Annotated in this window: 24 protein-coding genes; 18 read left to right on the top strand and 6 right to left on the bottom strand. The window is 60.3% G+C overall.

The features are described from left to right. The 7 genes from AF71_RS01735 (at position 1) to AF71_RS01765 (ending at position 7,757) form a co-directional block, all read left to right on the top strand. Positions 1–390 (top strand): cytidine deaminase, encoded by a 390-nt coding sequence (locus AF71_RS01735; RefSeq protein ID WP_062375681.1) that lies wholly within the window; start codon positions 1–3, stop codon positions 388–390. Beyond that, positions 387–1,187, top strand: a complete 801-nt coding sequence (locus tag AF71_RS01740; protein ID WP_169679464.1) for a purine-nucleoside phosphorylase — start codon at positions 387–389, stop codon at positions 1,185–1,187. The genes AF71_RS01735 and AF71_RS01740 overlap by 4 nt, the downstream gene beginning before the upstream one ends. After that, complete coding sequence (gene deoC / locus AF71_RS01745; protein ID WP_112666307.1) at positions 1,187–1,963, top strand: deoxyribose-phosphate aldolase; 777 nt, start codon at positions 1,187–1,189, stop codon at positions 1,961–1,963. Before AF71_RS01740 ends, deoC begins: the two co-directional genes overlap by 1 nt. Before the next feature lies 1 nt (position 1,964). Beyond that, complete coding sequence (gene deoA / locus AF71_RS01750; protein WP_169679467.1) at positions 1,965–3,290, top strand: thymidine phosphorylase; 1,326 nt, start codon at positions 1,965–1,967, stop codon at positions 3,288–3,290. 267 nt (positions 3,291–3,557) lie between these two features. Beyond that, positions 3,558–4,640 carry a substrate-binding domain-containing protein gene (locus tag AF71_RS01755; protein WP_018855308.1) on the top strand — a complete coding sequence of 361 codons (1,083 nt, stop codon included), beginning with the start codon at positions 3,558–3,560 and terminating at the stop codon, positions 4,638–4,640. 77 nt (positions 4,641–4,717) lie between these two features. Further along, positions 4,718–6,970 carry an ABC transporter permease gene (locus AF71_RS01760; protein WP_018855309.1) on the top strand — a complete coding sequence of 751 codons (2,253 nt, stop codon included), beginning with the start codon at positions 4,718–4,720 and terminating at the stop codon, positions 6,968–6,970. After that, positions 6,963–7,757: an ATP-binding cassette domain-containing protein gene (locus AF71_RS01765; RefSeq protein ID WP_018855310.1), complete on the top strand. Its 795-nt coding sequence runs from the start codon at positions 6,963–6,965 to the stop codon at positions 7,755–7,757. The genes AF71_RS01760 and AF71_RS01765 overlap by 8 nt, the downstream gene beginning before the upstream one ends. 3 nt (positions 7,758–7,760) lie before the next feature. Here AF71_RS01765 and AF71_RS01770 read toward each other — a convergent pair whose 3' ends face one another. From AF71_RS01770 to AF71_RS01790, 5 genes are all read right to left on the bottom strand, one after another. Then, positions 7,761–8,279, bottom strand: a complete 519-nt coding sequence (locus tag AF71_RS01770; protein WP_018855311.1) for a TIGR02281 family clan AA aspartic protease — start codon at positions 8,277–8,279, stop codon at positions 7,761–7,763. Positions 8,280–8,439: 160 nt separating this feature from the next. After that, the gene (upp, locus tag AF71_RS01775; protein WP_018855312.1) at positions 8,440–9,069 is read right to left on the bottom strand and encodes a uracil phosphoribosyltransferase; all 630 of its coding nucleotides are present in this window, start codon (positions 9,067–9,069) and stop codon (positions 8,440–8,442) included. A 109-nt stretch (positions 9,070–9,178) separates the two neighbouring features. Next, a complete protein-coding gene (locus AF71_RS01780) occupies positions 9,179–10,147 on the bottom strand; it encodes an adenosine deaminase (RefSeq protein WP_169679468.1) in 969 nt (322 codons plus the stop codon). Beyond that, the gene (locus AF71_RS01785; protein ID WP_018855314.1) at positions 10,144–11,364 is read right to left on the bottom strand and encodes a phosphopentomutase; all 1,221 of its coding nucleotides are present in this window, start codon (positions 11,362–11,364) and stop codon (positions 10,144–10,146) included. The genes AF71_RS01780 and AF71_RS01785 overlap by 4 nt, the downstream gene beginning before the upstream one ends. A 244-nt stretch (positions 11,365–11,608) precedes the next feature. Next, positions 11,609–12,022 carry a pilus assembly protein N-terminal domain-containing protein gene (locus AF71_RS01790; protein WP_025659789.1) on the bottom strand — a complete coding sequence of 138 codons (414 nt, stop codon included), beginning with the start codon at positions 12,020–12,022 and terminating at the stop codon, positions 11,609–11,611. Between the two features lie 399 nt (positions 12,023–12,421). On the opposite strand from AF71_RS01790, the gene AF71_RS01795 reads away from it, so the two are divergent. The 10 genes from AF71_RS01795 to AF71_RS01840 all read left to right on the top strand — a co-directional run bounded on the left by AF71_RS01795 (position 12,422) and on the right by AF71_RS01840 (position 21,929). Further along, positions 12,422–12,619: a Flp family type IVb pilin gene (locus AF71_RS01795; protein ID WP_112824809.1), complete on the top strand. Its 198-nt coding sequence runs from the start codon at positions 12,422–12,424 to the stop codon at positions 12,617–12,619. Positions 12,620–12,719: 100 nt separating this feature from the next. Then, positions 12,720–13,232, top strand: a complete 513-nt coding sequence (locus tag AF71_RS01800; RefSeq protein ID WP_169679470.1) for a prepilin peptidase — start codon at positions 12,720–12,722, stop codon at positions 13,230–13,232. 105 nt (positions 13,233–13,337) lie between these two features. Then, entirely contained in the window at positions 13,338–14,153 is an 816-nt protein-coding gene (cpaB, locus tag AF71_RS01805; RefSeq protein ID WP_169679471.1) for a Flp pilus assembly protein CpaB, read from the top strand. Between the two features lie 11 nt (positions 14,154–14,164). Next, complete coding sequence (locus AF71_RS01810; protein ID WP_169679473.1) at positions 14,165–15,670, top strand: type II and III secretion system protein family protein; 1,506 nt, start codon at positions 14,165–14,167, stop codon at positions 15,668–15,670. Beyond that, positions 15,667–16,419, top strand: coding sequence for a CpaD family pilus assembly lipoprotein (locus AF71_RS01815; protein WP_210258105.1), 753 nt, complete (start codon positions 15,667–15,669; stop codon positions 16,417–16,419). The genes AF71_RS01810 and AF71_RS01815 overlap by 4 nt, the downstream gene beginning before the upstream one ends. Before the next feature lie 18 nt (positions 16,420–16,437). Then, positions 16,438–17,715, top strand: coding sequence for a CpaE family protein (locus AF71_RS01820; protein WP_025659783.1), 1,278 nt, complete (start codon positions 16,438–16,440; stop codon positions 17,713–17,715). 29 nt (positions 17,716–17,744) lie between these two features. Then, complete coding sequence (locus AF71_RS01825; RefSeq protein ID WP_169679477.1) at positions 17,745–19,214, top strand: CpaF family protein; 1,470 nt, start codon at positions 17,745–17,747, stop codon at positions 19,212–19,214. Positions 19,215–19,218: 4 nt separating this feature from the next. Further along, positions 19,219–20,226, top strand: a complete 1,008-nt coding sequence (locus tag AF71_RS01830) for a type II secretion system F family protein (protein ID WP_169679479.1) — start codon at positions 19,219–19,221, stop codon at positions 20,224–20,226. Between the two features lie 12 nt (positions 20,227–20,238). Continuing rightward, entirely contained in the window at positions 20,239–21,222 is a 984-nt protein-coding gene (locus tag AF71_RS01835; protein WP_169679481.1) for a type II secretion system F family protein, read from the top strand. Positions 21,223–21,296: 74 nt separating this feature from the next. After that, the gene (locus tag AF71_RS01840; protein ID WP_113470489.1) at positions 21,297–21,929 is read left to right on the top strand and encodes a LysE family translocator; all 633 of its coding nucleotides are present in this window, start codon (positions 21,297–21,299) and stop codon (positions 21,927–21,929) included. Between the two features lie 2 nt (positions 21,930–21,931). Here AF71_RS01840 and AF71_RS01845 read toward each other — a convergent pair whose 3' ends face one another. Next, the gene (locus AF71_RS01845) at positions 21,932–22,759 is read right to left on the bottom strand and encodes a tetratricopeptide repeat protein (protein ID WP_169679483.1); all 828 of its coding nucleotides are present in this window, start codon (positions 22,757–22,759) and stop codon (positions 21,932–21,934) included. 143 nt (positions 22,760–22,902) lie between these two features. Here AF71_RS01845 and AF71_RS01850 point away from each other — a divergent pair, with 143 nt between their 5' ends. After that, positions 22,903–24,291: a M17 family metallopeptidase gene (locus AF71_RS01850; RefSeq protein WP_113470488.1), complete on the top strand. Its 1,389-nt coding sequence runs from the start codon at positions 22,903–22,905 to the stop codon at positions 24,289–24,291. The last annotated feature ends 36 nt before the right edge of the window (positions 24,292–24,327 follow it).

Consider the following 24,327-nt stretch of genomic DNA (forward strand, 5'->3'; position numbering starts at 1 on the left):
ATGTCCCACGATCTTTTCGAGGCCGCTCGCGGTGCCATGGCTTTCGCTCATGCCCCCTACTCGAAGTTCCCCGTCGGCGCCGCGATCCGCGCCGAGGACGGCAAGGTCTACACCGGCGCCAATATCGAGAACCTGTCTTTCCCGCAAGGCTGGTGTGCGGAGCCGACCGCCATCAGCGCCATGATCATGGCCGGCGCCAAGAAGATCGTCGAAATGGCCGTGATCGCCGAAAAGCTGCCACTCTGCCCGCCCTGCGGCGGCTGCCGGCAGAAGATCTCGGAGTTCGCCTCCAAGGACACGAAGATCTACCTCTGCGATGAGGTCGGCGTGAAGAAGACGATGACCATGGAAGAGTTGCTGCCGTTCAGCTTCGAGACCGAACTCGGATGAGTGCCGTTCTCGACGTGCTTGCCGGAAGGCTCGGCGGCCTTTCGCCGCGCTACGGCATCGTGCTTGGTTCCGGTCTCGGCTCGCTGGTCGGCGAGATGACTGATGCGCATCGCATCCCTTATCACGACTTGCCGGGCTTTCCTGTCAGCGCGGTTTCGGGCCACGCCGGAGAAGTCGTCGCGGGTTTGCTTGGCGGTGTGCCCGTCATCATGCTGTCCGGTCGCGTCCATTTCTACGAGAAGGGCGATGCCAGCGCGATGCGGCTGCCGATCGAGGTGCTCAAAGGTCTAGGGGTCGAGACTCTAGTCCTGACCAATTCCGCAGGGTCGCTCCGAGACGACATGCCTCCTGGCTCGGTGATGCAGATTAGCGATCACATTAACTATTCCGGCATGAATCCGCTGATCGGCGAGGAAAGCGATCGTCGTTTTGTCGGCATGACGAGTGCTTATGATGCAGCTCTCGCCGACAGGATGCGCAATGCTGCGGAGAAGCTCGGTATCGCCTTGTCGCAAGGCGTCTACATGTGGTTCTCAGGCCCAAGCTTCGAAACACCCGCCGAAATCCGCATGGCCCGTATCCTCGGCGCCGATGCCGTCGGCATGTCGACCGTGCCGGAAGTGATTATCGCGCGAATGCTTGGCTTAAGGGTTGCGGCGGCGTCCGTAATCACCAACTATGGAGCCGGCATGACCGGCGGCGAACTGAGCCATGAGGAGACCAAGGATATGGCTCCGATCGGCGGTGCGCGCCTCGCCGCCATACTGAAGGAAATGATTGCAGGAGAACGCGAATAATGACCAACCATTCCAGCAAGGAAACGGCCGCCGTCGCCCTCTCCCTCCTCGATCTTACCAACCTCAAGGATGACTGCACCGAGGCGCAGATCGACGCGCTGTGTGCGCGCGCCCAAACCCCCTATGGCAACACGGCAGCGATCTGCATCTGGCCGCGCTTCGTTGCCCGCGCTCGCGCAGTTCTCGGCACGGGTCATCCGGTGCGGATTGCGACTGTGGTCAATTTCCCGTCGGGCGATATGGAAGTGGCCGACGTTGCCGCCGAAACACGCGAGGCGATCGCCGACGGCGCCGACGAAATCGACCTCGTCATCCCCTATCGCAAATTCATGACCGGTAGCGGCAAGGCTGTCACCGACATGGTTGCGGCGGTCCGAGCCGAGTGCAAGGACCCGATCCTGCTGAAGGTCATTCTCGAGACCGGCGAGATAAAGGATGCGGCGCTGATCCGTCGTGCCTCCGAACTCGCCATCGAGGCGGGTGCCGACTTCATCAAGACCTCCACCGGCAAGGTCGCCGTCAATGCGACCCTGGAAGCTGCCGACATCATGCTGCGGGTCATTCGCCAGAGCGGCCGCAAGGTCGGCTTCAAGCCGGCGGGTGGCATCGGTTCGGTGGCAGACGCAGCGCTTTACCTGAGCCTTGCAGAAACGATCATGGCGCCGGACTGGCCAATGCCATCCACGTTCCGCTTCGGCGCGTCCGGATTGCTCGACGACATTCTTGCCGTGCTCAGCGGCACGCAGTCCGCGCCCGCCGCTGCATCGAGCTATTGAGATGATCCCCCAGGAGATCATCCGCCAGAAGCGAAATGGCGGAACGCTTTCCGAAGAGGATATCCAATCGTTCATTGCCGCACTTGTGGCCGGTCAGCTCTCCGAGGGGCAGATCGGTGCCTTCGCCATGGCGGTCTGGTTCAAGGGTATGTCGCGCGACGAGGTCGTGGCGCTGACGCTGGCAATGGCCCGCTCGGGCGACACACTGAACTGGGCAGACATAGACAGACCTATTGCCGACAAGCACTCGACAGGCGGGGTCGGGGACAATGTTTCCCTGATGCTCGCACCGATCGCGGCAGCGTGCGGCCTCGCCGTTCCGATGATATCAGGGCGTGGTCTCGGCCATACCGGCGGGACGCTGGATAAGCTCGAAGCCATTCCTGGCTATACCATCACCCCTGACGCAACAGTTTTCCGCAAGGTCGTGAAGGATGTCGGCTGCGCCATCATCGGCCAAACCGGCTCCCTCGCTCCAGCCGACGGCAAGCTTTACGCTGTCCGGGATGTGACGGCGACCGTTGACTCGATTCCCCTCATCACCGCCTCGATCCTTTCGAAGAAGCTTGCGGCCGGACTGCAGACGCTGGTGCTCGACGTCAAGGTCGGCACGGGCGCGTTCATGGCCGAGCCTGACGATGCCGAGATGCTGGCCCGCGCCCTTGTCGATGTCGCCAACAGTGCAGGCGTCAGGACATCGGCCCTGATTACCGACATGAACCAGCCGCTGGCGGATGCTGCCGGAAACGCCGTCGAGATCCGAAACTGTCTGGATTTTCTAGCGGGTAAAAAGAAGAACACCCGCTTGGAGGCTGCCGTGCTGGCCTTCGCAGCCGAGATGCTGGCGAAGTCAGGCGTGGCGTCGTCACTTGAGGACGGTGAGGCAAGAGCCGTGGACGCGCTTTCTACGGGCAAGGCCGCCGAAAGCTTTGCCCGCATGGTCAGCCGCCTCGGCGGCCCCTCGGATCTGTTGGAGGCGCCGGACAAGTACCTCGTCGAGGCGCCGCTGACGAAACCTGTCCCCGCGCCTCGGTCCGGTTGGCTTTCCGGCTGCGACGTACGGGAGATCGGCATGACCGTCGTCGACCTCGGCGGCGGACGGCGTCATCCCGCCGACAGGATCGATCATCGCGTCGGGATATCAGACATTCTGCCGCTTGGCACGCGTGTAGAGAAAGGCGACCCCATCGCGCTTGTGCATGCCTCAAGCGCGGATTCAGCAGATGCGGCGGTTGCCGCCCTCGCCAAACATTACCGGATCGACGAACACCAGCCTGCAACCCCCGCCGTCATTTACGAGCGCATCGTGGCTCTTTCAGCAAGCTAAGGATCGCGTTCCGAAAAGGAGGCAGGCTTCGCCAGGAAGCGCATCCATCCCCTGAGAGCCAGTAACCACGACCTCAACGGCTATTTGTCATCAAAAACAACCAGGGGAGGTTTGGGAGGCAAACAATTTCGCCCTTACGATGAGTTCGCCGTTTACTTGCATCGGAATTGCGCAGAATATTAGCGTATGGGAGGAAGCCTTCGGCCCTCACTCTCTGTAAATTGCGCTCGAACGGCTTTCCTTCCTTGACTCAAGGGAGGACTAATCATGAGGCGGACTTTGCTGTACGCGGTGTCAGCCGCGCTACTATCGCTCGGCGTCTCGCATGCATTTGCGCAGTCGGGCAGCGTCGAGAAAGCAGTTGGCGGCTATAATTTTGCCGAAGCTGCCAAGGAAGATCCCAACACGAAGAACTTCCATTCGGCGGACGGTCATTTGACCTTCGCGATCGTGACTCATACGGCAGGCAATGGCTTTTTTGATCCCGTCTATGTCGGCGCAACCGTCGCCGGCAACATGATCGGCGCCAAGATCCTGCTGCTCGGCTCGGAATCGCCAGTTGACGATCCGGCGCGCGCAATCGAGATCCTCAACCAGATCGTCCAGGATCCGACGATCGACGGCATCATAATGACGACGCCGCAGGTCGGCGCCTACAACGACATCGTCAAAGCTGCCGAGGCGGCCGGCATACCGATCGCCACAACCAACTCATTCGATGCAACCATCCTGCATCGCAGTGCCATCAGCCATACTGGTCAGGACGCATCGGCCGCGGCAATCGGCGGCGAGGCTCTTGCCAATTGTGTGATTGCGAGCGGCGCAACCAGCGGCTCGATTCTGTTGCCGTCGTCAACCGCGATGGGCAACATCGAGGTCAACAACCGGGTCACCTCCGCTTTCAACGCCATCGTCAAAACATTGAAGGAGGCCGGCAAGCTTGACGCTTTCAAGGTTGACGCTGGACCGGAGAACGTCGGCATCGACACGAACCCCAACGATCCGGTCAACGCGCTTGTTTCGCTCTTCGAATCCCGTGGTGACGTGGTCGGTGCCTTCACCGCCAACAACGTCTTCACGCCACCGCTCGTCAAGGCCGTCGCACAGATGGGCAAGACCGGCAAGCTCTGCGCATTCGGGTTCGACCTCGGCCCGGCACAGCAGGAGGGAATCGCCGCCGGAAACCTGACCGGTTCGCTGGGACAGCAACCCTTCCTGCAGGGCTTCTGGCCTGTCATGCAGCTTTACCTGCAGATCGATCGCGGCATTTCCGCCGCCAACCTGGACACGCGTGCCCAGTTGGTGACGAAGGAGAACGTCGCAAAGGTTGGCAAGCGCTTCGAAAACTAACGCTCCGAAACGCCTGAAATCGACGCGGGAGGTGCAAGCCTCCCGCATCGCGACGGCGAGATTGATCGGCAGACACCATGGCGCCCACGACGACATCGCTAGGCCGTGCGCCGCCCCAGCTCGTCGGCGGCTGGGAGGCTGGGCTGCTGATCTTCCTCGCCTTGCTCTACCTCGGCGGGGCTATCGTCAATCCGGCCTTCTTTGGATCAACGGAGGCCCTGTTGGCGCTACTTCGCGACACGTCCCGTGTCGGGATAATCGCGGTCGGAATGACCTTTGTCATCGCCAACAAGGACCTGGATCTTTCGGTCGGCTCGACCTACGGCCTGATCGCCGTCGTTTTTGCGAGGCTCTTTGCGTCTGATGTTCTCGACTTCGGCGTCATCGAGTCGGTGATCTTCTGTGTGCTGCTCGGCACGGTGATTGGCCTCGTCAACGGCGTCCTCGTGACGATGCTGAAAGTGCCCGCGTTCATTGCAACGCTGACGATGCTCTTTATCGGTCGAGGCTTCGTTCTTGCGCTCACGCATGGCCAAGCGATCTACTACTCCGGCAAGGCGGCAGACTATCCGCTCTTCTTTCATCTCGGAGAGATCAACGCTCTCGGCTTCAATAACCAGATCGCGATCTTCCTCCTCGTAGCTGTCATCGGCGCCTATGTGCTTGCCAAGACCCGCTGGGGCTATGAGACCTTCGCGACCGGCGGCAACGAGCAGGCCGCAGCCTATGCCGGCATCAACACCCAGTGGGTGCGAATTCGCGCCTACCTGATCTCGTCGCTCTGCGCGACCCTTTCCGGTCTTCTGGCTGCGGCGCAGGACAAGGGCGTCACCCCTCTTTACGGCGTCGGCTGGGAGCTTACCGTGATCGCATCTGTCGTCATCGGCGGTGCGTCGATCCTTGGCGGGCGCGGGCGCGTGCTCGGGTCCTGCCTTGGCGCGACAGTCGTTGTGCTGATCGACAAGGTGCTGCGCGAAGGTTGGCCGATCACGCGGACCGTCATCATCGATGGAGAGAGCGTTGCCGTCGGCGCCAGGTTCACCTTGCCAGCCGGTGCCGTCATGGTCTTCCTGGGGCTGCTTCTGGTCGTGGCCGTGCTGATCGAGCCCTTCCTCATTCGACGCCAGATCGCGGCCCGGTTCTGGGCCTGGCTCCGCGGTCGGCCACCGCCGCCGGCCTACGAAACCGGCGGCGTCGCTCTGGAAGGCGTGCAGACCAAAGGGGCGATGGCGGCCGACATGGCGCTCTCGGCCACGGGGCTCGGCAAGTTCCTTGCACGGCGCGACGCACTCGCCATCATCCTGACGGTGCTGCTCTGGCTGACCGGCCTGGCGCTAAGGCCGGACTACTGGTGGAACCTGCCCAACACCTTCGCGATCCTGCTCAACTACACAGAGCTGGCGCTCGTTACCGTCGGGCTCACCTATGTCATTGCGGCCGGTGATATCGATCTCTCCGTTGGCTCGGTGCTTGCGCTCGCCGGCAGCACGGCCGCCTATTTCCTCAAGGTGCTGGGCGCCGATCCATTCACTGCCGTGGCGATGGGTCTGCTTGCGGGGACGGCTGCCGGCCTTGTCAATGCCGTCATCACCGTCGGCTTCAAGCTGCCCGCCTTCATTGCCACGCTCGGCATGTTCTACATTGCCCGAGGTCTTGCCGCTTGGTTTGTCGCCGGCCAGCAGCTGACCGGCTGGCCGGAAGGCTACAACCTGCTTGGCCGCAAGGTGAACGACATTTTCCTGCATTTCGGTGTTTCGCTGCCCCCGGGGATGATCCGTACGGTAGCCGAGGTCGTCAGCATCCAGACGATCTTCATGTTTTTCGTCGCCCTCATCGCCGGCATCGTGCTTGCCTACACACCATTTGGGCTGAAGGTCTGTGCAGCAGGCGGCAATGTCCGCGCTGCCGCCTACGCCGGCATCAATACCAACCGTGTTCGCTTCATTGCACTAGTACTGTCCGCGTTCTGCGCAACCATGGCCGGGATCATCAACGTCGCTTATTTCCGCAGCTTCAACCCGGTTGCCGGCCAGTTCCGCGAGCTTGACGCCATTGCCTCCGTGATCATCGGCGGCGGATCAATCTTCGGCGGCTACGGCACGATGATCGGCTCGCTTGCAGGCGCGGCTGTAATAACACTTGTCCGCGCGCTCCTGCAACTCAATGTCCAAGGCTTCAGCATGCCCCAGCACTGGATCAATGTCTTCATCGGGGTCATCCTCATTGTGGCAGTGCTGATCGACATATGGGTGCGGCAGGCGAATATCTTTGCGCGCCTGCGCGGCCGTTTCACGACAGCAGCACGAACGGGAGAAGCCATCCATGGCTGACGTGACGCCTTCGCGGCCGATTGTGGAAATGCGGGGCATCGAAAAGGCTTTCGGAGCCGTGCAGGCGCTCCGCAAGGTCGATCTCGTGCTCTATCCCGGGGAGATTCTTGGCCTGGTCGGGGACAACTCTGCCGGAAAGTCGACGCTGATGAAGATCCTGACAGGCGCCTATCAGCGCGACTCCGGCGAAATCCTGGTCGCGGGGCAGCCGGTCTCTTTCAAAAGCCCGCACGAGAGCCGCGACGCAGGGATCGAGATGATCTATCAGGACTTCGCGCTCTGCGGGAACATGGATGTCGGCCAGAACATTTTTCTCGGCCGCTGGCCTCTCAGAGGCCCCTTCGTCGATCGGCAAAAAATGTATGCCGAAGCGGACAACGTGTTGAAGCGGCTCAAGGTCGACGTGAATTCCGTCTATCAGAAGGTCGAGAGCCTGTCGGGCGGCCGCCAGCAGTCCGTGGCGATCGCCCGCGCGATCTCCTTCGAGCCGCGCGTCGTCATTCTCGACGAGCCGACCGCCAATCTTTCGGTCATGGCGACCGAGCGGCTGCTCGAAACCATGCTGGAGTTGAAGAAACAAGGCGTTGCCCAGATCATCATCTCACACCGCCTCGTCGACATTTTCGCCGTCGGCGATCGCGTCATGGTCCTCAAGCGCGGTGAATATGTCGGTGACCGCTACGTCAAGAACACCGACGAGCACGAGGTCCTGGAGATAATTGTCTCCGGCACCCGGGAGAGCGCGCTGACGGCCGACGAGGCAAGAAACCGGCCATCGGCGCCCTGACGCCTATTGCTTCAAACTGAGCGATCCATCGGCAACGGAATAGGAAGCGAGCTTGCGCAGGAAGCTCATGCCGACGAGCGTGGAGGACAGGGCGCCATCCTTCAGCACAAAGGCCTCCACATCACGCACGCGGATGCCGCCAATCTCCACCCGATCCAATGTCACGTGCGCTGCCTTCGTCTTCCCGTTGGCTGTGTCGACCGAGTAGCGGAAATCAAGCTGATTGCCCGTATAACCCAGGCGTCGAGCGAAGCTCTCATTCAGAGCGACGTAGGTCGCGCCGGTATCGATCAGGCCCTGCACCTGACGACCATTGATTCTGAAATCGCCGGAATAGTGGCCTTGAGCATCAGCCCGCAGGCGCATTGTGCCGCCACTTGCCGCGGCTCGCCCCTGTTCTGCATTGTCGGTTACGAAATTGGCCGAGGCGACCATTTCGCCGCTGCGTTTTCCCATGAGGGTCGGTATCTGTGTTGCAAGCACCGCAGCCACGCTTGCAAAAATGACGGTACGCACGAGCATCGGGACAGAAATCCTTCCTGTATAAACCCCGCGTCATGCGTGGCCATGCTTACACGTCCTACTCCCTAATCGCTGACAAGTTGCTAATGCCTGCAAAGCAAATGGTCCGGCACGCGTGTCCGGACCATCGACTGCATCCGAATGGTAAACAGATGACGAATTACTTCGTGCCGTACATGCGATCGCCGGCATCGCCGAGACCAGGCATGATGTAGCCCTTCTCGTTCAGATGGCTATCGATCGAAGCGGTGAAGACGGGCACATCTGGATGCGCCTCGCGGAAATTCTTGATGCCCTCTGGCGCCGCAAGAAGGCAGAGGAAGCGAATGTTATGGGCGCCGCGCTCCTTGAGCTTGTCGATCGCCGCGATCGACGAGTTGCCGGTGGCGAGCATCGGGTCGACGACGATGATCAAGCGTTCGGAGATATCCTCGGGAGCCTTGAAGTAATACTCGACCGGCTGCAACGTTTCATGGTCACGGTAGACGCCGATATGCGAAACGCGCGCCGACGGCACAAGGTCGAGCATGCCTTCGAGAAGGCCGTTGCCGGCACGGAGGATCGAAGCAAAGACGAGCTTCTTGCCTTCCAGGATCGGCGACTCCATCGTCTGCAGGGGCGTCTCGATGGTCTCCATGGTGAGTTCGAGATCACGGGTCACTTCGTAGCAGAGCAAGGTGGAGATTTCGCGCAGGAGCCGACGGAAACTCCCGGTCGATGTCTCCTTACGCCGCATGATCGTGAGTTTGTGCTGCACAAGCGGGTGATCGATGACCGTTACGCCGTCCATGGCCGAGCCCTTCCTATCGTTGTTCTTATCGGATGTTTCTTCCATGGAAATTGCCCTCACCGCAAGAGCGGAGGCAATTTTGCAGCATCGATCCCCAGGGCTAGCCGGATTACATCCGGGCGAAGAGCGCCTGCCGCGTCGGCTCGTCGACGAAAGCTGCCTCAATTCCCGTGCGGGTCATCTCGTTGATCGCAGCATCGCTGAAACCGAAGGCGTCGGCAGCCAATTCGTACTCGCGTTTCAGCGAAGTATGGAAGAAGGGCGGGTCGTCCGAACTGATCGTCACGCGAACACCTGACTCCTTGAGCTTTCGCAACGGATGAGAAGCGAAATCTGGAAAGACGTTTAGCGCAATATTGGAGCCGGGGCATACCTCCAGCACCGTTCCGAGATCGGCGAGCCGCTTGACGAGATCAAGGTCCTCGATCGCCCGGACGCCATGGCCGATCCGGGAAGGCCTGACAACGTCGAGCGCATCGGCGACGCTGAACGCACCGCACACCTCGCCGGCGTGAATGGTGAGGCCGAGGCCTGCATCGCGCGCGATGTCGAAGGCGCGCGCATAATCGGCAACCCGACCCATCCGTTCCTCCCCTGCAAGATTGAAGCCAGTGATAAGCGGATTCTTCGCGTTCGCAGCATATTCGGCAGCGCCGATGACACTCTCCGGGCCGAAATGACGCTCTCCGGTGACAATCAGGCGTGCCTCGATGTCGCTTTTCGCCTTTGCACGACGCATGCCTTCGCACACGCCCTCGATGTAGGCATCCGCTCCAAGCCCGATCCGCTTGCCGTGATCGGGGGAGACGATCAGCTCGCTGTAGATCGTTCCGATCGCGGCAAGCTCATCGAGATAGGTTTCCGTCAGCAGTGCGTAGTCTTCCTCGGTCTTGTAGACCTCCGAGACCTTGTCGTAACACTCCAGAAAGCTCGCGAAATCATGCCAGACATAGGTGCCGTCAGCGAGGTAGGGGCTGATGTCGATGTTATACTTGCGAGCCTGCGCCACGGTGAGCGTCGGCGGCGCCGCTCCTTCCAGATGGCAGTGCAGCTCGACTTTCTTCAAATGCGACGTCATAGAAAGCTTCTCCCGTGCGCGCCCGCCGGAATGCGCAGATGGCGGGCAATCGTCTCGCCGATATCCGCATAAGTGGCGCGAATGCCAATATCGCGGGAACGCAGTCCCGGCCCGTAGGCAATGATCGGCACGCGCTCGCGCGTGTGATCGGTGCCGCGCCACGTCGGATCGCAGCCGTGGTCGGCGGTCAGGATGACGAGGTCGCCGGGCTTCAACTTGCCACCCACTTCGGGAAGCCTGCTATCAAAGGCCTCAAGCGCTGCGGCATAGCCGGCGACATCCCGGCGATGGCCATAGACCATGTCGAAATCTACAAAATTGGTGAAAACCAGTTCGCCATCCTCGGCGGAATCCATCGCCGCAAGGCTGGCGTCCATCAAAGCCTCATTGCCATTGGCCTTGATCACCCGCGAGACGCCCTTATGCGCGAAGATGTCGCCGATCTTGCCGATGGCATGGACCTTGCGCCCTTCCTTGACCAGCCGGTCGAGAAGCGTCGGTTCCGGCGGCGGCACCGAAAAGTCGCGACGGTTTCCGGTGCGCTGAAACTTGGAAGCGGTTTCGCCGACGAATGGTCGTGCGATGACGCGGCCGATATTGTAATCATCGAGCAGCGCCCGGGCGATCGTGCAGAAGGTCATGAGCCGGTCGAGGCCGAAATGCGTCTCATGCGCGGCAACCTGGAAGACAGAGTCGGACGAGGTGTAGCAGATCGGCTTTCCGGTCCGGATATGCTCTTCGCCGTGGCGGGCAATGATGTCGGTACCAGAGGCGTGGCAGTTGCCGAGTATCCCGGGAATGTCGGCCGCCCTGCAGAGCGCCTCGACAAGCTGCGGTGGAAAGGCATCGCCTTCTGTCGGAAAGTAACCCCAGTCAAACGTTACCGGCGTCCCGGCGATTTCCCAATGACCGGACGGAGTGTCCTTGCCACGCGAGACCTCGCTGGCGGAACCGTACATCGCGTACACCTTCTCCGGCACCGGCATTCCGGCCGGAAACCTGCCAGACGCCGCCTTGGCGAGATGGACGAGGCCAAGAGCCGACATATTCGGAAGCTGGAGCGGGCCTGAGCGCAATCCCTCGCGATCGCCCGCACCGGCAGCGCAGAATTCCGCGATATGCCCCAGCGTGTCAGCGCCTTCGTCGCCATAGGCTGCCGCATCCGGCGCGCCGCCGACGCCAAAGGAATCCAGAACGAAAAGAAAGGCTCGCGCCATGCACCACCTAGCGACAGGAAATTGACGTCCCGCGCATCGCGGGCCACTTCTCAAGCCTTATAACGGCCGAGCGGACTTGGCAAACGAGGCTGACGCGTCAGCAATCGCCGCACGCTATCGTGGTGCTCCCGCGGGGTAGAAAGAAATGACTGTGGCTGATCGTGATCGTGCTGCCGTTCGGCAGCAAGTTGGGTGCGTTGAGCCGGATCAGAAGTCTAACGGAATTCGCAGAGATACTCAGCAGCTATTGCTGGCTTGCCGTTGCGGTCTCTGTGCCTTGTTGGCTATGCTGTTCGCAATTCGGAGTACAAGAAAGAACAGAGCGCTCCGTTTGGCGAAAGACGCGGACAGTGTTGGCCTCATCAATCGACACGAGGATGCTTTCATCCAGTATTGCGTTGCCATCCGCATCGAGCAGCACAAGATTGGTCGTTCCGAAACTGCGCCCGGTCAGGACGATCGTCTTGGAATCCGCCACGGTTGCGTCGGCAACCTTGGCGTTTCCGACGATGACCTTGCTCACCGGCCGATCGAGTTTCAAAACGCGGGCTTGATCCATGTAGACCCGCAGAATGTCCTGTTGAGCGAGCGCGGATCCGCCAAGGCCGAGGGCGGTAAAAAAGCTGGCCAGGATGATCCTCTTGCCACTCGGCGACATTTGATTCTCTCTCGGGTTACGGCGATTTTTGCAAAACAGCATGAGAAAAATTGGTGAATGAAGTCTTAAGCCTATTATGGTTTATCGAAGACGCCAGTTTTATGCGCCATATTGCGACAGGGGCTTCGAGGGTATTATCCTGTTCACCGCCATTGAATATCGGCACGAGGACATTCACTAGCAGCGAATGCCTTTACTACCCGGCGCGCGGGACTTTTCTATAAAATTCTAAACAATTGCGATAGGGAATACTTACCATCCTTAGGCATCGGCCAGAATTTACCGGACGGTAACCTAACTCTTTAAGTTGATAGAAACAGGGTCACGCTAAATTGATGCAATCCGATCAACGGCAACAGTTGGCGGACTGCTGAACATCAACTGGAGTTAGGAGTTACCATGACCAAGCTTGTTAGCCGTTTTCTCAAGGACGAATCCGGCGCGACCGCAATTGAATATGGCCTGATCGCAGCGCTTATCTCTGTTGCGCTGATCACCGGCGCAACCGCACTGGGCAGCAAACTGAACATTATGTTCAATAACCTTTCGGTAACGATGGACGAGGCAGGCAAAAAGGCTCCGGCTACCATCGAGTAATTGACGAACATAATGGCCAGACGAAGGGAACCGCGTCTCGCCAGTATGAACCAGGCTCACAGGTCATACTGTGGGCCTTTTTAATCACGGGATCTACGGAATGATCGCAGCAGCCGTCTTTGTGATTTTCCCGCTCTGCCTTGCCATCGCAGCGTCCTCGGACCTGATTACGATGACGATTCCAAACCGCGTGTCGATAATTCTTGCCGTCGCATTTTTGGGAATCGCGACGCTGGCAGGAATGCCCCTCGTTGTGATCGGTACGCATCTCGCAGCCGCATTTTCGGTTCTCGTCGTCTGCTTTGGTCTTTTCGCCTTGAGCATCATGGGCGGCGGCGATGCAAAACTACTCGCCGTGGCATCTCTCTGGTTTGGCTTCAGTCCCGCTCTTGTTGAGTTTCTAATTTATGTCAGCCTATTTGGCGGCATCGCGACTTTTTTGATTCTTCTGATCCGTACGCAAGCCCATGTCATACTTGCCGTCGGACTACCGGTTCCTAGTTCCATTCTTCTTGCCAAGAAGATCCCCTATGGCATTGCTATTGCCGCGGGCGGCTTTATTGCTTTTCCCTCCTCCCCTCTTTTCACTGCGGCATTGCAAAGCCTGAATTAGCGGGACTTAACCATCCGTTAACTTAAAATCGAAGGCTTTCATTAACTATAATTATACCAATTGCAGGCCATTCTTCGGGTATTGCGAATCCCCGAGGAACGATTAATGAAGCCCGCCCGCCTTTTGATACTAGGAGTCGCCGTCGTTGCGGCCGGCCTTGCTGGCGTGCTGGCGATGAGCCTCGCGGGTCGTGGCTCCGTTGTCACCCAGGTCAAATCAGTCGTCGAGAAAGAGCCGACCGTCAAAATACTGGTCTCCGGTTCCAACCTCCCGGTCGGCGCACGATTGGATGATAAAGCCGTTCACTGGATGGCCTGGCCGCAGACCGGCGTCGTCCAGGGCTTCATTACCGAAACCGACAAGCCAGATGCCCTGAAAGACCTGCAGGGCGCTGTCGTTCGCCTGCCGATTTTCGAGGGCGAGCCCATCCGCGCGGAAAAGATCGCGGATTCGAACAGCCGCATCCTGTCCTCCCTCCTGCCCTCCGGAAAACGTGCCGTCGCAACCGAGATTTCGGTTTCGACAGGTGCCGGCGGCTTCATCCTGCCGAATGACCGCGTCGACGTGATCATGGTCCGCAAATCGAAGGAAGCCGACAAATATCTGACCGAGACTGTGCTCAGCAATGTGCGCGTACTCGCGATCGACCAGCAGATCCAGGAAAAGGAAGACGGCTCGAAAGCCGTGGTCGGGACCACCGCAACGCTTGAGCTAACCCCCGACCAGACCAAGGTGCTGGCGGTTGCCCAGCAAATGGCTGATCGGCTGTCGCTGGCATTGCGTTCCGTTGCCGACGCCCAGGAACAGGATACGAGCGCTGCTGACTACCTCCTCAGCGGCGATAATGGCAGCGCCATCGTGCAAGTCATCAAATCAGGCTCAATCGTCACAGACAGCAGCAGTGCGCCGAAGGCCGAGTAAAGGAAATGGGAATGGGCAATTTGAAGCGCTACACAAAGCCCTTGATGGCAGGTTGCTTGTCCTTTGCGATCGCATTCTCGGGCGCCGCTCCGGGCGTTCTCGCTCCTGTTCTCGGTGCAAGAGCTGCGTACGCGGTTTCCGATGGGATCGTTAACATCACCCAGGCTGGACCTGGCGCACACCGCAGCCTGAAGCTCGGTTTGAAGAAGGCGATTGTCGTTGACCTTCCGGTCGATGCACATGACATCCTCGTCTCGGACCCTTCCATGGCCGACGCGGTCACCCGTAGCTCGCGGCGCATCTATCTGTTCGGCAAGCAGGTTGGCCAGACGAACATATTCATTTTCGGCGCCGATGGGCAGCAGATCGTCAGTCTCGATATCGCGATCGAACGCGACGTCGCCGGCCTGGAGGCCAATCTCCGGCGCTTCATCCCCGACTCCTGCATCAAAGTCGAGATCGTGTCCGACAATATCGTGCTAACCGGCACAGTTCGCACGCCGCAAGACGCGGCACAAGCCGCAGACCTCGCGCAAGCCTTCCTGAAAGGTGGCGAAGCAACAACGCGTACGGAAACAGCCAGCGCTTCTGGTGGAGACGGTTCGGTGGCCCTTTTCGCAGAAGGCCGCCAGACCTCACAGGTCGTCAATCTGCTGCAGATCCAGGGCGAAGACCAGGTCACGCTGAAGGTCACCATCGCGGAAGTTCGCAGAGAGGTACTGAAGCAGCTTGGCTTCAACAATCTCGTTTCCAATTCCAAGGGTCTCTCGGTTGCCCAGCTCGGCTCCCCGAGCTCCGACAGCGCCGCCGCAATCGTTGGCGGCGGCCTAGCGGCCCTCTTCAAGAGCTCGATCGGAAAATACGATATCTCGACCTATCTCAACGCGCTTGAACAAGCGAAGGTCGTGAAGACGCTGGCCGAGCCGACACTGACGGCGATTTCCGGCCAGGCAGCGACCTTCAATTCCGGCGGCCAGGTGCTTTATTCGACGACGGACAATGACGGCAACGTCACGATCGTTCCTTACAACTACGGCATCAATCTCGCCTTCAAGCCGGTCGTCCTGTCCTCCGGCCGCATCAGCCTGGAAATCAAGACGAACGTATCGGAGCCCGCCCCTTCCGTTTCCGGCTCAACGCCAACCTACCAGCGCCGTTCGGCCGAGACCTCCGTCGAGCTTCCCTCGGGTGGCTCCATCGCGCTTGCTGGGCTGATCCGCGACAACGTATTGCAGACCTCGAACGGCACGCCGGGCGTCAACAAGATCCCTCTGCTTGGCACATTGTTCCGGCAGCGCACTGTCGAGCGTGATGAGACCGAACTTGTCATCATTGCAACGCCCTATCTCGTTCGCCCGGTTGCTCGCGATCAGCTCAGTCGCCCGGACGACAACTTCAGCCCGGAAAACGACGCGGCAACCTTCCTGCTCAATCGCGTCAACAAGGTTTACGGCGGCCGTAAAACGCCCGTCGCCGACGCGCAATTCCATGGCTCCATCGGGTTCATCTACAAATGAGCGCGGCAGGATCAGCAATGGCACAATACAGAGATCAGCCGATGGCCCACATGCAGAACACCGCACTTGATTCCCGCCGCTCGAAATCGCTGCTGACCTTGGTCGCGGTGGCGGCGGCCCTGCTTTCCGGCTGCGCCTCGCACGACCAACTGACGACCGGCGGTATTCCTGACGACTATCGCCAGCGACACCCGATCGTGGTTGCCGAAGCCGAGCAATCGGTCGATATCCCGGTCGCGTCGACAGACCGCCGCCTCAACATCGCCCAGCGCGACATGATCCGCGGCTTCGCGCAGAATTACGCGTCGCGGGCAACCGGGCCGGTCTATCTGCTGACGCCCGAGGGATCGCCGAATGCGGCGGCAGCACGGCAGCTGCGGGGTCAGGTACGCGCTGAGCTTTCCGCCCGCGGCATCGCAAGTTCCAAGATCGTCAACAGTTCCTACGGAGCGGCCGGCGCGGGTGACGCAGCGCCCATTCGCCTGACTTTCGTCGGCACGACAGCAATGACGTCGCAGTGCGGTCAATGGCCGAGAGACATCATCAACGATTTCACCAACCAGAATTACTACAATTTTGGTTGTGCAACGCAGAACAACCTGGCTGCACAAGTGGCCAACCCGGAAGACCTGATCGCGCCTCGCGGCATGACCCCGATTGATGCGGCCCGCCGCAACGCCGCAATCAAAGAGTATCGCGAAACGACAAGCACGATTGAAGACGTCACCAGCAGCTCCAACAGCTTCTGATCAGTTTAGGACCGAACGATGAGTACAGTCGAATACGAGATCAAGAATACGACGGAGCTGCGCAACGCAGAAGACGCCGTTCGTATGGCCGAGCTCGAGAACATGCGGCCCTTGCCCCGCATATCGGTCCACGCCTTCTGCGAAAGCGAAGAACTGCAGCGTGTCATGGAGCGTTGCAGCCATGACCGCCGCATGTCGAAGGTCAGCCTGCGCATCACCAGCGGCGGCATTGCGGCGGCCGCGAACATGTTCGCCACGGCGCCAACGCCCAATCTGATCATTCTCGAAACCAGGACGGTATCTGCAAGTGTGCTGAACGAGCTGGCGCCGCTTGCCGCCGTCTGCGACCCGTCCACCAAGGTCATCATTGTCGGCTATCACAACGACATCGCGCTCTATCGCGAACTCGTGCGCAACGGCATTTCCGAGTATATGGTCCAGCCCGTCGCCATGCCCGATATCATGATGGCGATGGCGACGATCTTCGTCGACCCTGATGCCGAGCCGCTCGGCCGCAGCATCGCCTTCATCGGCGCCAAGGGCGGCGTCGGTTCCTCAACGATCGCTCATAATTGCGCCTTCGGCATCTCCAATCTGTTTTCGACCGAAACGATCCTGGCTGACCTCGACCTGCCCTACGGCACGGCCAATATCGATTTCGACCAGGACCCGACGCAGGGCATCGCGGAAGCGGTCTATGCGCCGGAACGCCTGGACGAGGTGTTTCTCGATCGCCTGCTGACGAAGTGCTCCGAGCACCTGTCGCTGCTTGCGGCCCCCTCCCTCCTCGACCGCGCCTATGATTTCGAAGGACAGGCGTTCCAGCCCGTGCTTGAGGTCCTGCAGCGCAACGCCCCCATCACCGTGCTCGACGTACCGCATGCCTGGTCGGAATGGACACGCTCGGTGCTGGCCAGCGTGGACGAGGTCGTCATCTGCGCCTCTCCCGATCTTGCCAACCTGCGCAACACCAAGAACATGATGGATGCGCTGCGCAAGATGCGGCCCAACGACAAGATGCCGCATCTGATCCTCAATCAGGTCGGGATGCCGAAGCGGCCGGAGATCAGTCCGGCCGATTTCTGCGGTCCGCTGGAAACCGATCCGATCGCAATCATCCCCTTCGATGCCAACCTGTTCGGCAACGCGGCCAACAGTGGCCGGATGATTTCGGAGATGGATGCAAAGTCACCGACGGCAGAAACATTCTCGCAGATATCGCACATCGTGACCGGGCGGATTGCCATCAAGAAAGCACGCAAGGGCGGATTGCTCGGCCTGCTGAAGCGCAAATGACGCCCGCCAAGATCGGATTGGAATAAGGCATGTTCGGAAAACGCGGAAACGAGGGTTTTGGCAAGGCGGGCGGCACCATCGCGCCGCCTCCGCCGGTTCCACATCCCTCCCCGTCTGCCCCTGCGATTCTGGTCGAGCCGCAGCGCGAGCCCCCGCGCCAGCAGGTTCCGCCGCCGCCGATGCAGACGCCGCAGCGCAAGCGCCCGACCCGCACGGATGAATATTACGACACGAAAGCGCAGGTCTTCTCGGCGCTGATCGATACGATCGATCTGTCGCAGCTTGCCAAGCTCGACGGAGAAAGCGCGCGCGAAGAAATCCGCGACATCGTCAACGACATCATCACGATCAAGAACTTCGCGATGTCGATTTCCGAGCAGGAAGAACTGCTCGAAGACATCTGCAACGACGTTCTCGGTTACGGTCCGCTCGAGCCGCTGCTCGCCCGCGACGATATCGCCGACATCATGGTCAACGGCGCCGGCCAGACCTTCATCGAAGTCGGCGGCAAGACCATCGAATCCGAAATCCGCTTCCGCGACAATTCGCAGCTGCTGTCGATCTGCCAGCGCATCGTTAGCCAGGTCGGCCGCCGTGTTGATGAATCAAGTCCGATCTGCGACGCCCGTCTGCCCGACGGCTCCCGTGTCAACGTCATTGCGCCTCCGCTCGCGATCGACGGGCCGGCACTCACCATCCGTAAGTTCAAGAAGGACAAGCTGAACCTCGAACAGCTCGTTCGCTTCGGCGCCATCACGCCTGAGGGAGCGACGCTTCTCCAGATCATCGGCCGCGTCCGCTGCAACGTCGTCATTTCGGGCGGTACCGGTTCGGGCAAGACGACGCTGCTCAACTGCCTCACCCGCTACATCGACGTGGACGAGCGCGTCATCACTTGCGAAGACACGGCAGAACTGCAGCTGCAGCAGCCGCACGTGGTACGCCTCGAAACCCGGCCACCGAACATCGAAGGCGAAGGCGAGATCACCATGCGCGATCTCGTCAAGAACTGCCTGCGTATGCGTCCGGAGCGGATCATCGTCGGCGAAGTGCGCGGACCGGAGGTTTTTGACCTGTTGCAGGCAATGAACACCGGTCACGACGGCTCGATGGGCACGATCCACTCGAACTCGCCGCGCGAATGCCTCAGCCGTATCGAGTCGATGATCGCAATGGGCGGTTTCACTTTGCCGGCAAAGACCGTACGCGAGATCATCTCCGGTTCGATCGATATTATCGTCCAGGCGGCCCGCCTGCGAGACGGCTCTCGTCGCATCACGCAGATTACCGAGGTGATCGGGATGGAAGGCGACGTCATCATCACCCAGGACCTGATGCGCTACGAAATCGACGGCGAGGATGCGTCGGGTAAGCTGATCGGCAGGCACAAGTCGACCGGTATCGGTAAGCCGCATTTCTGGGATCGCGCACGCTACTTCAACGAAGAAAAGCGCCTTGCCGCGGCACTCGACGAAATGGAAGCGAAATCCAAGGATTAGTGAGATGTTCGGGTTCGATCCTGTTGTGTTGGCCATTGTCGCGCTTGCCGCCATTGCGGCTGGCGCCGTTTGCTATGGCCTTCTCTTCACGCGGATGGAAACCGAAAAGAAGTCGGCCAATCGCGTCAACCGCGTCGCTTCGGCGGAGGCTGACAAGGCCGGCGTCAAGGCAGCCCGCGACCGCGTCCAGGAAATGTCGAAGCGCCGGAAATCGGTGCAGGACAACCTGAAGGACCTTGAGAAGCGCCAGCAGGAAAACACCAAGAGGAAGCTGTCGCTGAAGGCGCGGCTGACCCAGGCCGGCCTCAAGACCACGCCGGGACGGTTTTACATGTTCAGCGCCATTGTTGGCCTTGTCTTGATGTTCGTTGCCTTCCTTGCCGATGCGCCTGTCATGGTCGTGCTCGGTCTGCCCATCATTGCGGGACTTGGCATGCCGCGCTGGGTACTGGGCTTCCTGATCAAGCGGCGCCAGAACAAGTTTCTCGATGAGTTTCCCAACGCTCTCGACGTCATCGTACGCTCGATCAAATCAGGCCTGCCCTTGAACGATGCCATCCGGCTCATCGCCAATGAGGGCAAGGATCCCGTGAAGAGCGAATTTCGCCGCGTCGTCGAATCGCAGCAGGTAGGCCTCAGTGTACCGGATGCCTGTGCACGTATGAGCAATTTCATGCCTCTGCAGGAGGTCAGCTTCTTTGCAATCGTTATTGCGATCCAGTCGCAGGCAGGCGGCAACCTTTCTGAAGCCATCGGCAACCTCGCAAAGGTCCTGCGCGACAGAAAGAAGATGAAGGCGAAGGTCAAGGCACTGTCGATGGAAGCAAAGGCGTCGGCCGTCATCATCGGCGCGCTGCCGTTCATCGTTGCAACCCTCGTCTATCTGACATCGCCGGAATACATGCTGATCCTCTTCACCGACCCTCGCGGCCACCTGATCATGGGTATATCGGCGGTCTGGATGTCGATCGGCATTTTCGTCATGCGCAACATGGTCAATTTCGACATCTAGTGGAGAACGGGCGTGTCATCTGACCTCGCGACCAAACTGACAGACCCCTCCATGCTGATCGCAGTGTTCGTGGCGATCGCTGTCTTCGCCAGCCTGTATACAATCGCTGTCCCGTTCTTCGAGCGCGGCGACCTCAACAAGCGCATGAAGGCCGTATCGACGGAGCGCGAGCAGATTCGCGCTCGCGAACGCGCGCGCATGAACACCGATTCCGCCGGGAAAGCTTCCCTTCGTACCCAGAACAACCGCTCAGTGCGACAGATCGTGGAGAAGTTCAACCTTCGCGAGGCACTGGTCGACGAGAACACCATGAACAAGCTCCGGGCAGCCGGGTTTCGTTCCGAAAATGCCTTGAACATGTTCCTTGTCGCGCGTTTCCTGTTGCCGTTCCTGTTCTTCGGCTTTGCAGTTTTCTGGGTCTTTGGTCTCGATCATCTGGCCGACAAGCCAACGACGATGCGCTTCCTGGTGACGCTCGGCATCGCCTATTTGGGCTTCTATGCACCGAACATTTTCATCTCCAATCGCATGTCAAAGCGCCAGCACTCGATCAAGCGTGCCTGGCCCGACGCGCTCGACCTGATGCTAATCTGCGTCGAGTCCGGTATTTCGATCGAGGCCGCCATGCGTCGTGTATCCGAAGAACTCGGCGAGGCCTCGCCGGCGCTGGCGGAAGAGATGATTCTGACGACCGCCGAGCTTTCCTTCCTTCCCGATCGGCGGGTTGCGCTTGAGAACCTCGGCCTGCGCACGCAGATCCCACTGGTGCAGTCCGTCACCCAGGCCCTGATCCAGGCGGATCGCTACGGCACGCCGGTTTCCCAGGCGCTGCGCGTCCTCGCACAGGAAGGCCGCGACGAGCGCATGAACGAGGCAGAGAAGAAGGCTGCGGCACTTCCCCCGAAGCTCACGGTGCCGATGATCCTGTTCTTCCTGCCGGTTCTCGTCGCCGTCATCCTCGGGCCAGCTGGCATCCAGGTCGCGGATCGCTTCTAGTATTTCGACGAGGCTGGCGATCTACACGCATTGGGCATAGGGTCGGGCGTTTTCCGAGTCAGCTGGAGCCCGCGATGTCGTCTGTAAGCATCTTCCTGAGTATCATTGCCGCCCTTTCGATAGGGGCGATGAGCCCCGGTCCGAGCTTTGTCCTCGTTTCACGCATTGCAATGTCGCGTTCACGTCTGGACGGGCTTGCGGCAGCACTCGGCATGGGCATTGGCGGCGTTGCCTTCAGCGCGTTAGCGCTGGCGGGGCTGACGGCACTGCTTGCGCAATTCGAGTGGCTTTATCTGGCGCTGAAGGTGGCGGGCGGCGCCTATCTCGTCTACATCGCCCTCAAGATCTGGCGTGGCGCAGGCGAGCCGATCCATATCGGCGACGCGGCAAGCGACCATCGCTCACTCGCCCGCAGCTTCATCACCGCTCTGCTGACACAGCTCAGCAACCCAAAGGCGATCGTCGTTTACGCCAGTATCTTCGCAGCCTTGTTGCCGAAGACGGTTCCGCTTGGACTGATTTTTTCGCTGCCGATCGGCGTGTTTGCCGTCGAAGCCGGCTGGTACACGATCGTCGCGCTCGCATTCTCGGCCAGCCATCCGAGGCGGCTTTACCTCGCTGCGAAGACGTGGATCGATCGCCTGGCAGGGACGGTCATGGCCGGCCTCGGCGTGCAGCTTGTCACCTCGGGGCTAGCCGGCCGCTAGCGTCAGTTCGTGGCGGTGGGACCGCTACCGCTATCCTTGGCCGCAAGCTTTTGCCAGGAATTCTGCTGTGACAGCATCGAGCGCAGATAGGCGACGTTGGCGTCGGCCTGTTCTTGCGAAAGCTCGCCACGCGCAATCTTTTCCGCTTCAGGGAACCGGCCTTGAAGGCCAATGGCGAGCGCCAGATTCTGACGGACCCGACTATCGGCGGTGGGCTGGCCTGCGGCCTGACGCAGATAGGTCTCGGCCGTTCGGAGGTCACCGGTCAGCACATAAGACATACCGAGGTTCGACAGGATCGATGCTTCGTTTGGCTGGATGCCGAGCGCTTCGCGATAGCGCTGGCGCGCTTCGGCAGAGCGGCCGAGCTGATCGAGGATCGCGCCCTCCGCCGATGTGAGCTTCCAGTCCGGACGATCCGGCGTCTGAGCGCGACCGATCGTATCAAGCGCCTGCTGTAGTTGACCGGCAGCAGCCTGGGCCTTTCCGTAGGCCGCGAGCACTGTTCGATCGGTTGGGTTGGCAATGGCAACCTGCTGCATGACCGCCAGCGCCTGGGCGTCGCGGCCCTGCATGCGCAAGAGGTTGGCATAGTTCATGCCGTTGACGGCATCGCGCGGGTTCTTTTCGTAGGCCTGTCCGACACGCTCGGACGAGCTGCGTAGCTCGGCTTCGTTCATCGCTTCGACCGGCTTGGCGAGGGTCCGCACCGATCCCGTCGTCATCCGATCCTTGGTTGTCGTGCAGCCGGCGAGTGCCAGCGCGACGAGCGCGGTCGCAGCGCCCTGAAAAACCCGAGTTTTGAGCGAAGTATTGGCCGAAGCAGGCATCATGTGTCCCTGAGATCCGAATCGGCGTCTGACCTCAAAGCGGAACAGGGAAAGGCTTTGACGCAATCTTCACTCCAGCAATAGTCTGTTAACCCTAACATACCGTTAAGACGCGATTCCCGGACTTGCCTCGAAGGAAACACATGGCACCCTATCAGTTCATCGAGAGACCGACCCCGTTCAACACCAAGGGCGGCTCGACCCTGCCGATCTTTGCCGTCACCCCGGCGCATATTGAAACCGGCACGATCGATCCCATCGCGCTCGATTGGGCCAAGAAGGCGGGATATAAGGCCGAAAGCGGCTCACTGCTGCTCATTCCGACAGAGGACGGTCATCTCGGGGGCGCGTTGTTCGGGCTCGGCACCAATCCGTCCGAGCAACCTTACATTACCGGTAAGCTTGCGCGCACGCTGCCGGCCGGCGATTGGCACATCGAAACCGCACCGCTGACGGCCAACCGTCTCTCGCTTGGCTTCGGCCTCGGCAGCTATCGCTTCGACCGGTACAAGTCGGAGAAGGCGTCCGCTCCAACGCTGATGATCCCGCGCGATGCTGACGGAGCGGATATCAAGCGACAGCTTGCCGGCGTCTTCCTGGCGCGCGACCTGATCAACACGCCGACTAACGACATGGGACCGAACGAACTGGAAGCCGCCTTCCGCGGGCTTGCCGCCCATTACAAGGCGGAAATCAATGTCGTCAGCGGTGACGATCTCCGGCAGAACTTCCCTCTGGTCCATACGGTCGGCCGCGCGAGCGCCGATGCGCCGCGCCTGCTCGAAATGCGCTGGGGCAAGAAGGGTCACCGCAAGATCACGCTCGTCGGCAAGGGTGTCTGCTTCGACACCGGCGGTCTCGACATCAAGCCAGCGTCTTCGATGCTGCTGATGAAGAAGGACATGGGCGGCGCGGCAAATGTCATGGGGCTGGCGCTGATGATCATGGACGCCAAGCTCAAGGTCGATCTCAGGGTTATCATTCCCGTCGTCGAAAACTCGATCTCCTCCAACGCCTTCCGCCCGGGCGACATCTACCGGAGCCGCAAGGGGCTGACGGTACAGATCGACAATACCGATGCCGAAGGCCGGTTGATCCTCGCAGATGCGCTTGCATACGCTGACGAGGATGCTCCCGACCTCCTGATCGACATGGCGACGCTGACGGGTGCGGCGCGCGTGGCTCTCGGTCCTGACCTGCCGCCCTTCTTTACCGACGATGCCGAACTCGCCCAGGACTTGACCGAAGCAAGCCTTGAGACGGACGACCCCCTGTGGCGACTGCCGCTCTATGCCGGCTATGAAAAGGATATCCGCACCAAGTTTGCCGACATCACCAATGCGCCGGCAGGCGGCATGGCCGGTGCAATCACCGCTGCCCTGTTCCTCAAGCGCTTCGTCTCCAGCGCCACGAGCTGGGCGCATTTCGATATCTACGGCTGGGCGCCATCGGAACGACCGCACTCCCCCGGCGGCGGCGAGGCGCAGGCCATTCGTGCGCTCTATCACCACATCCGGCAAAGTGTGCGTTAACGCGATCGTTAAAATTTTATTCACCCTTTGGGGCGG

It is taken from the genome of Rhizobium sp. 57MFTsu3.2, from assembly GCF_012932765.1.
Taxonomy (GTDB): Bacteria; Pseudomonadota; Alphaproteobacteria; order Rhizobiales; family Rhizobiaceae; genus Rhizobium; species Rhizobium altiplani.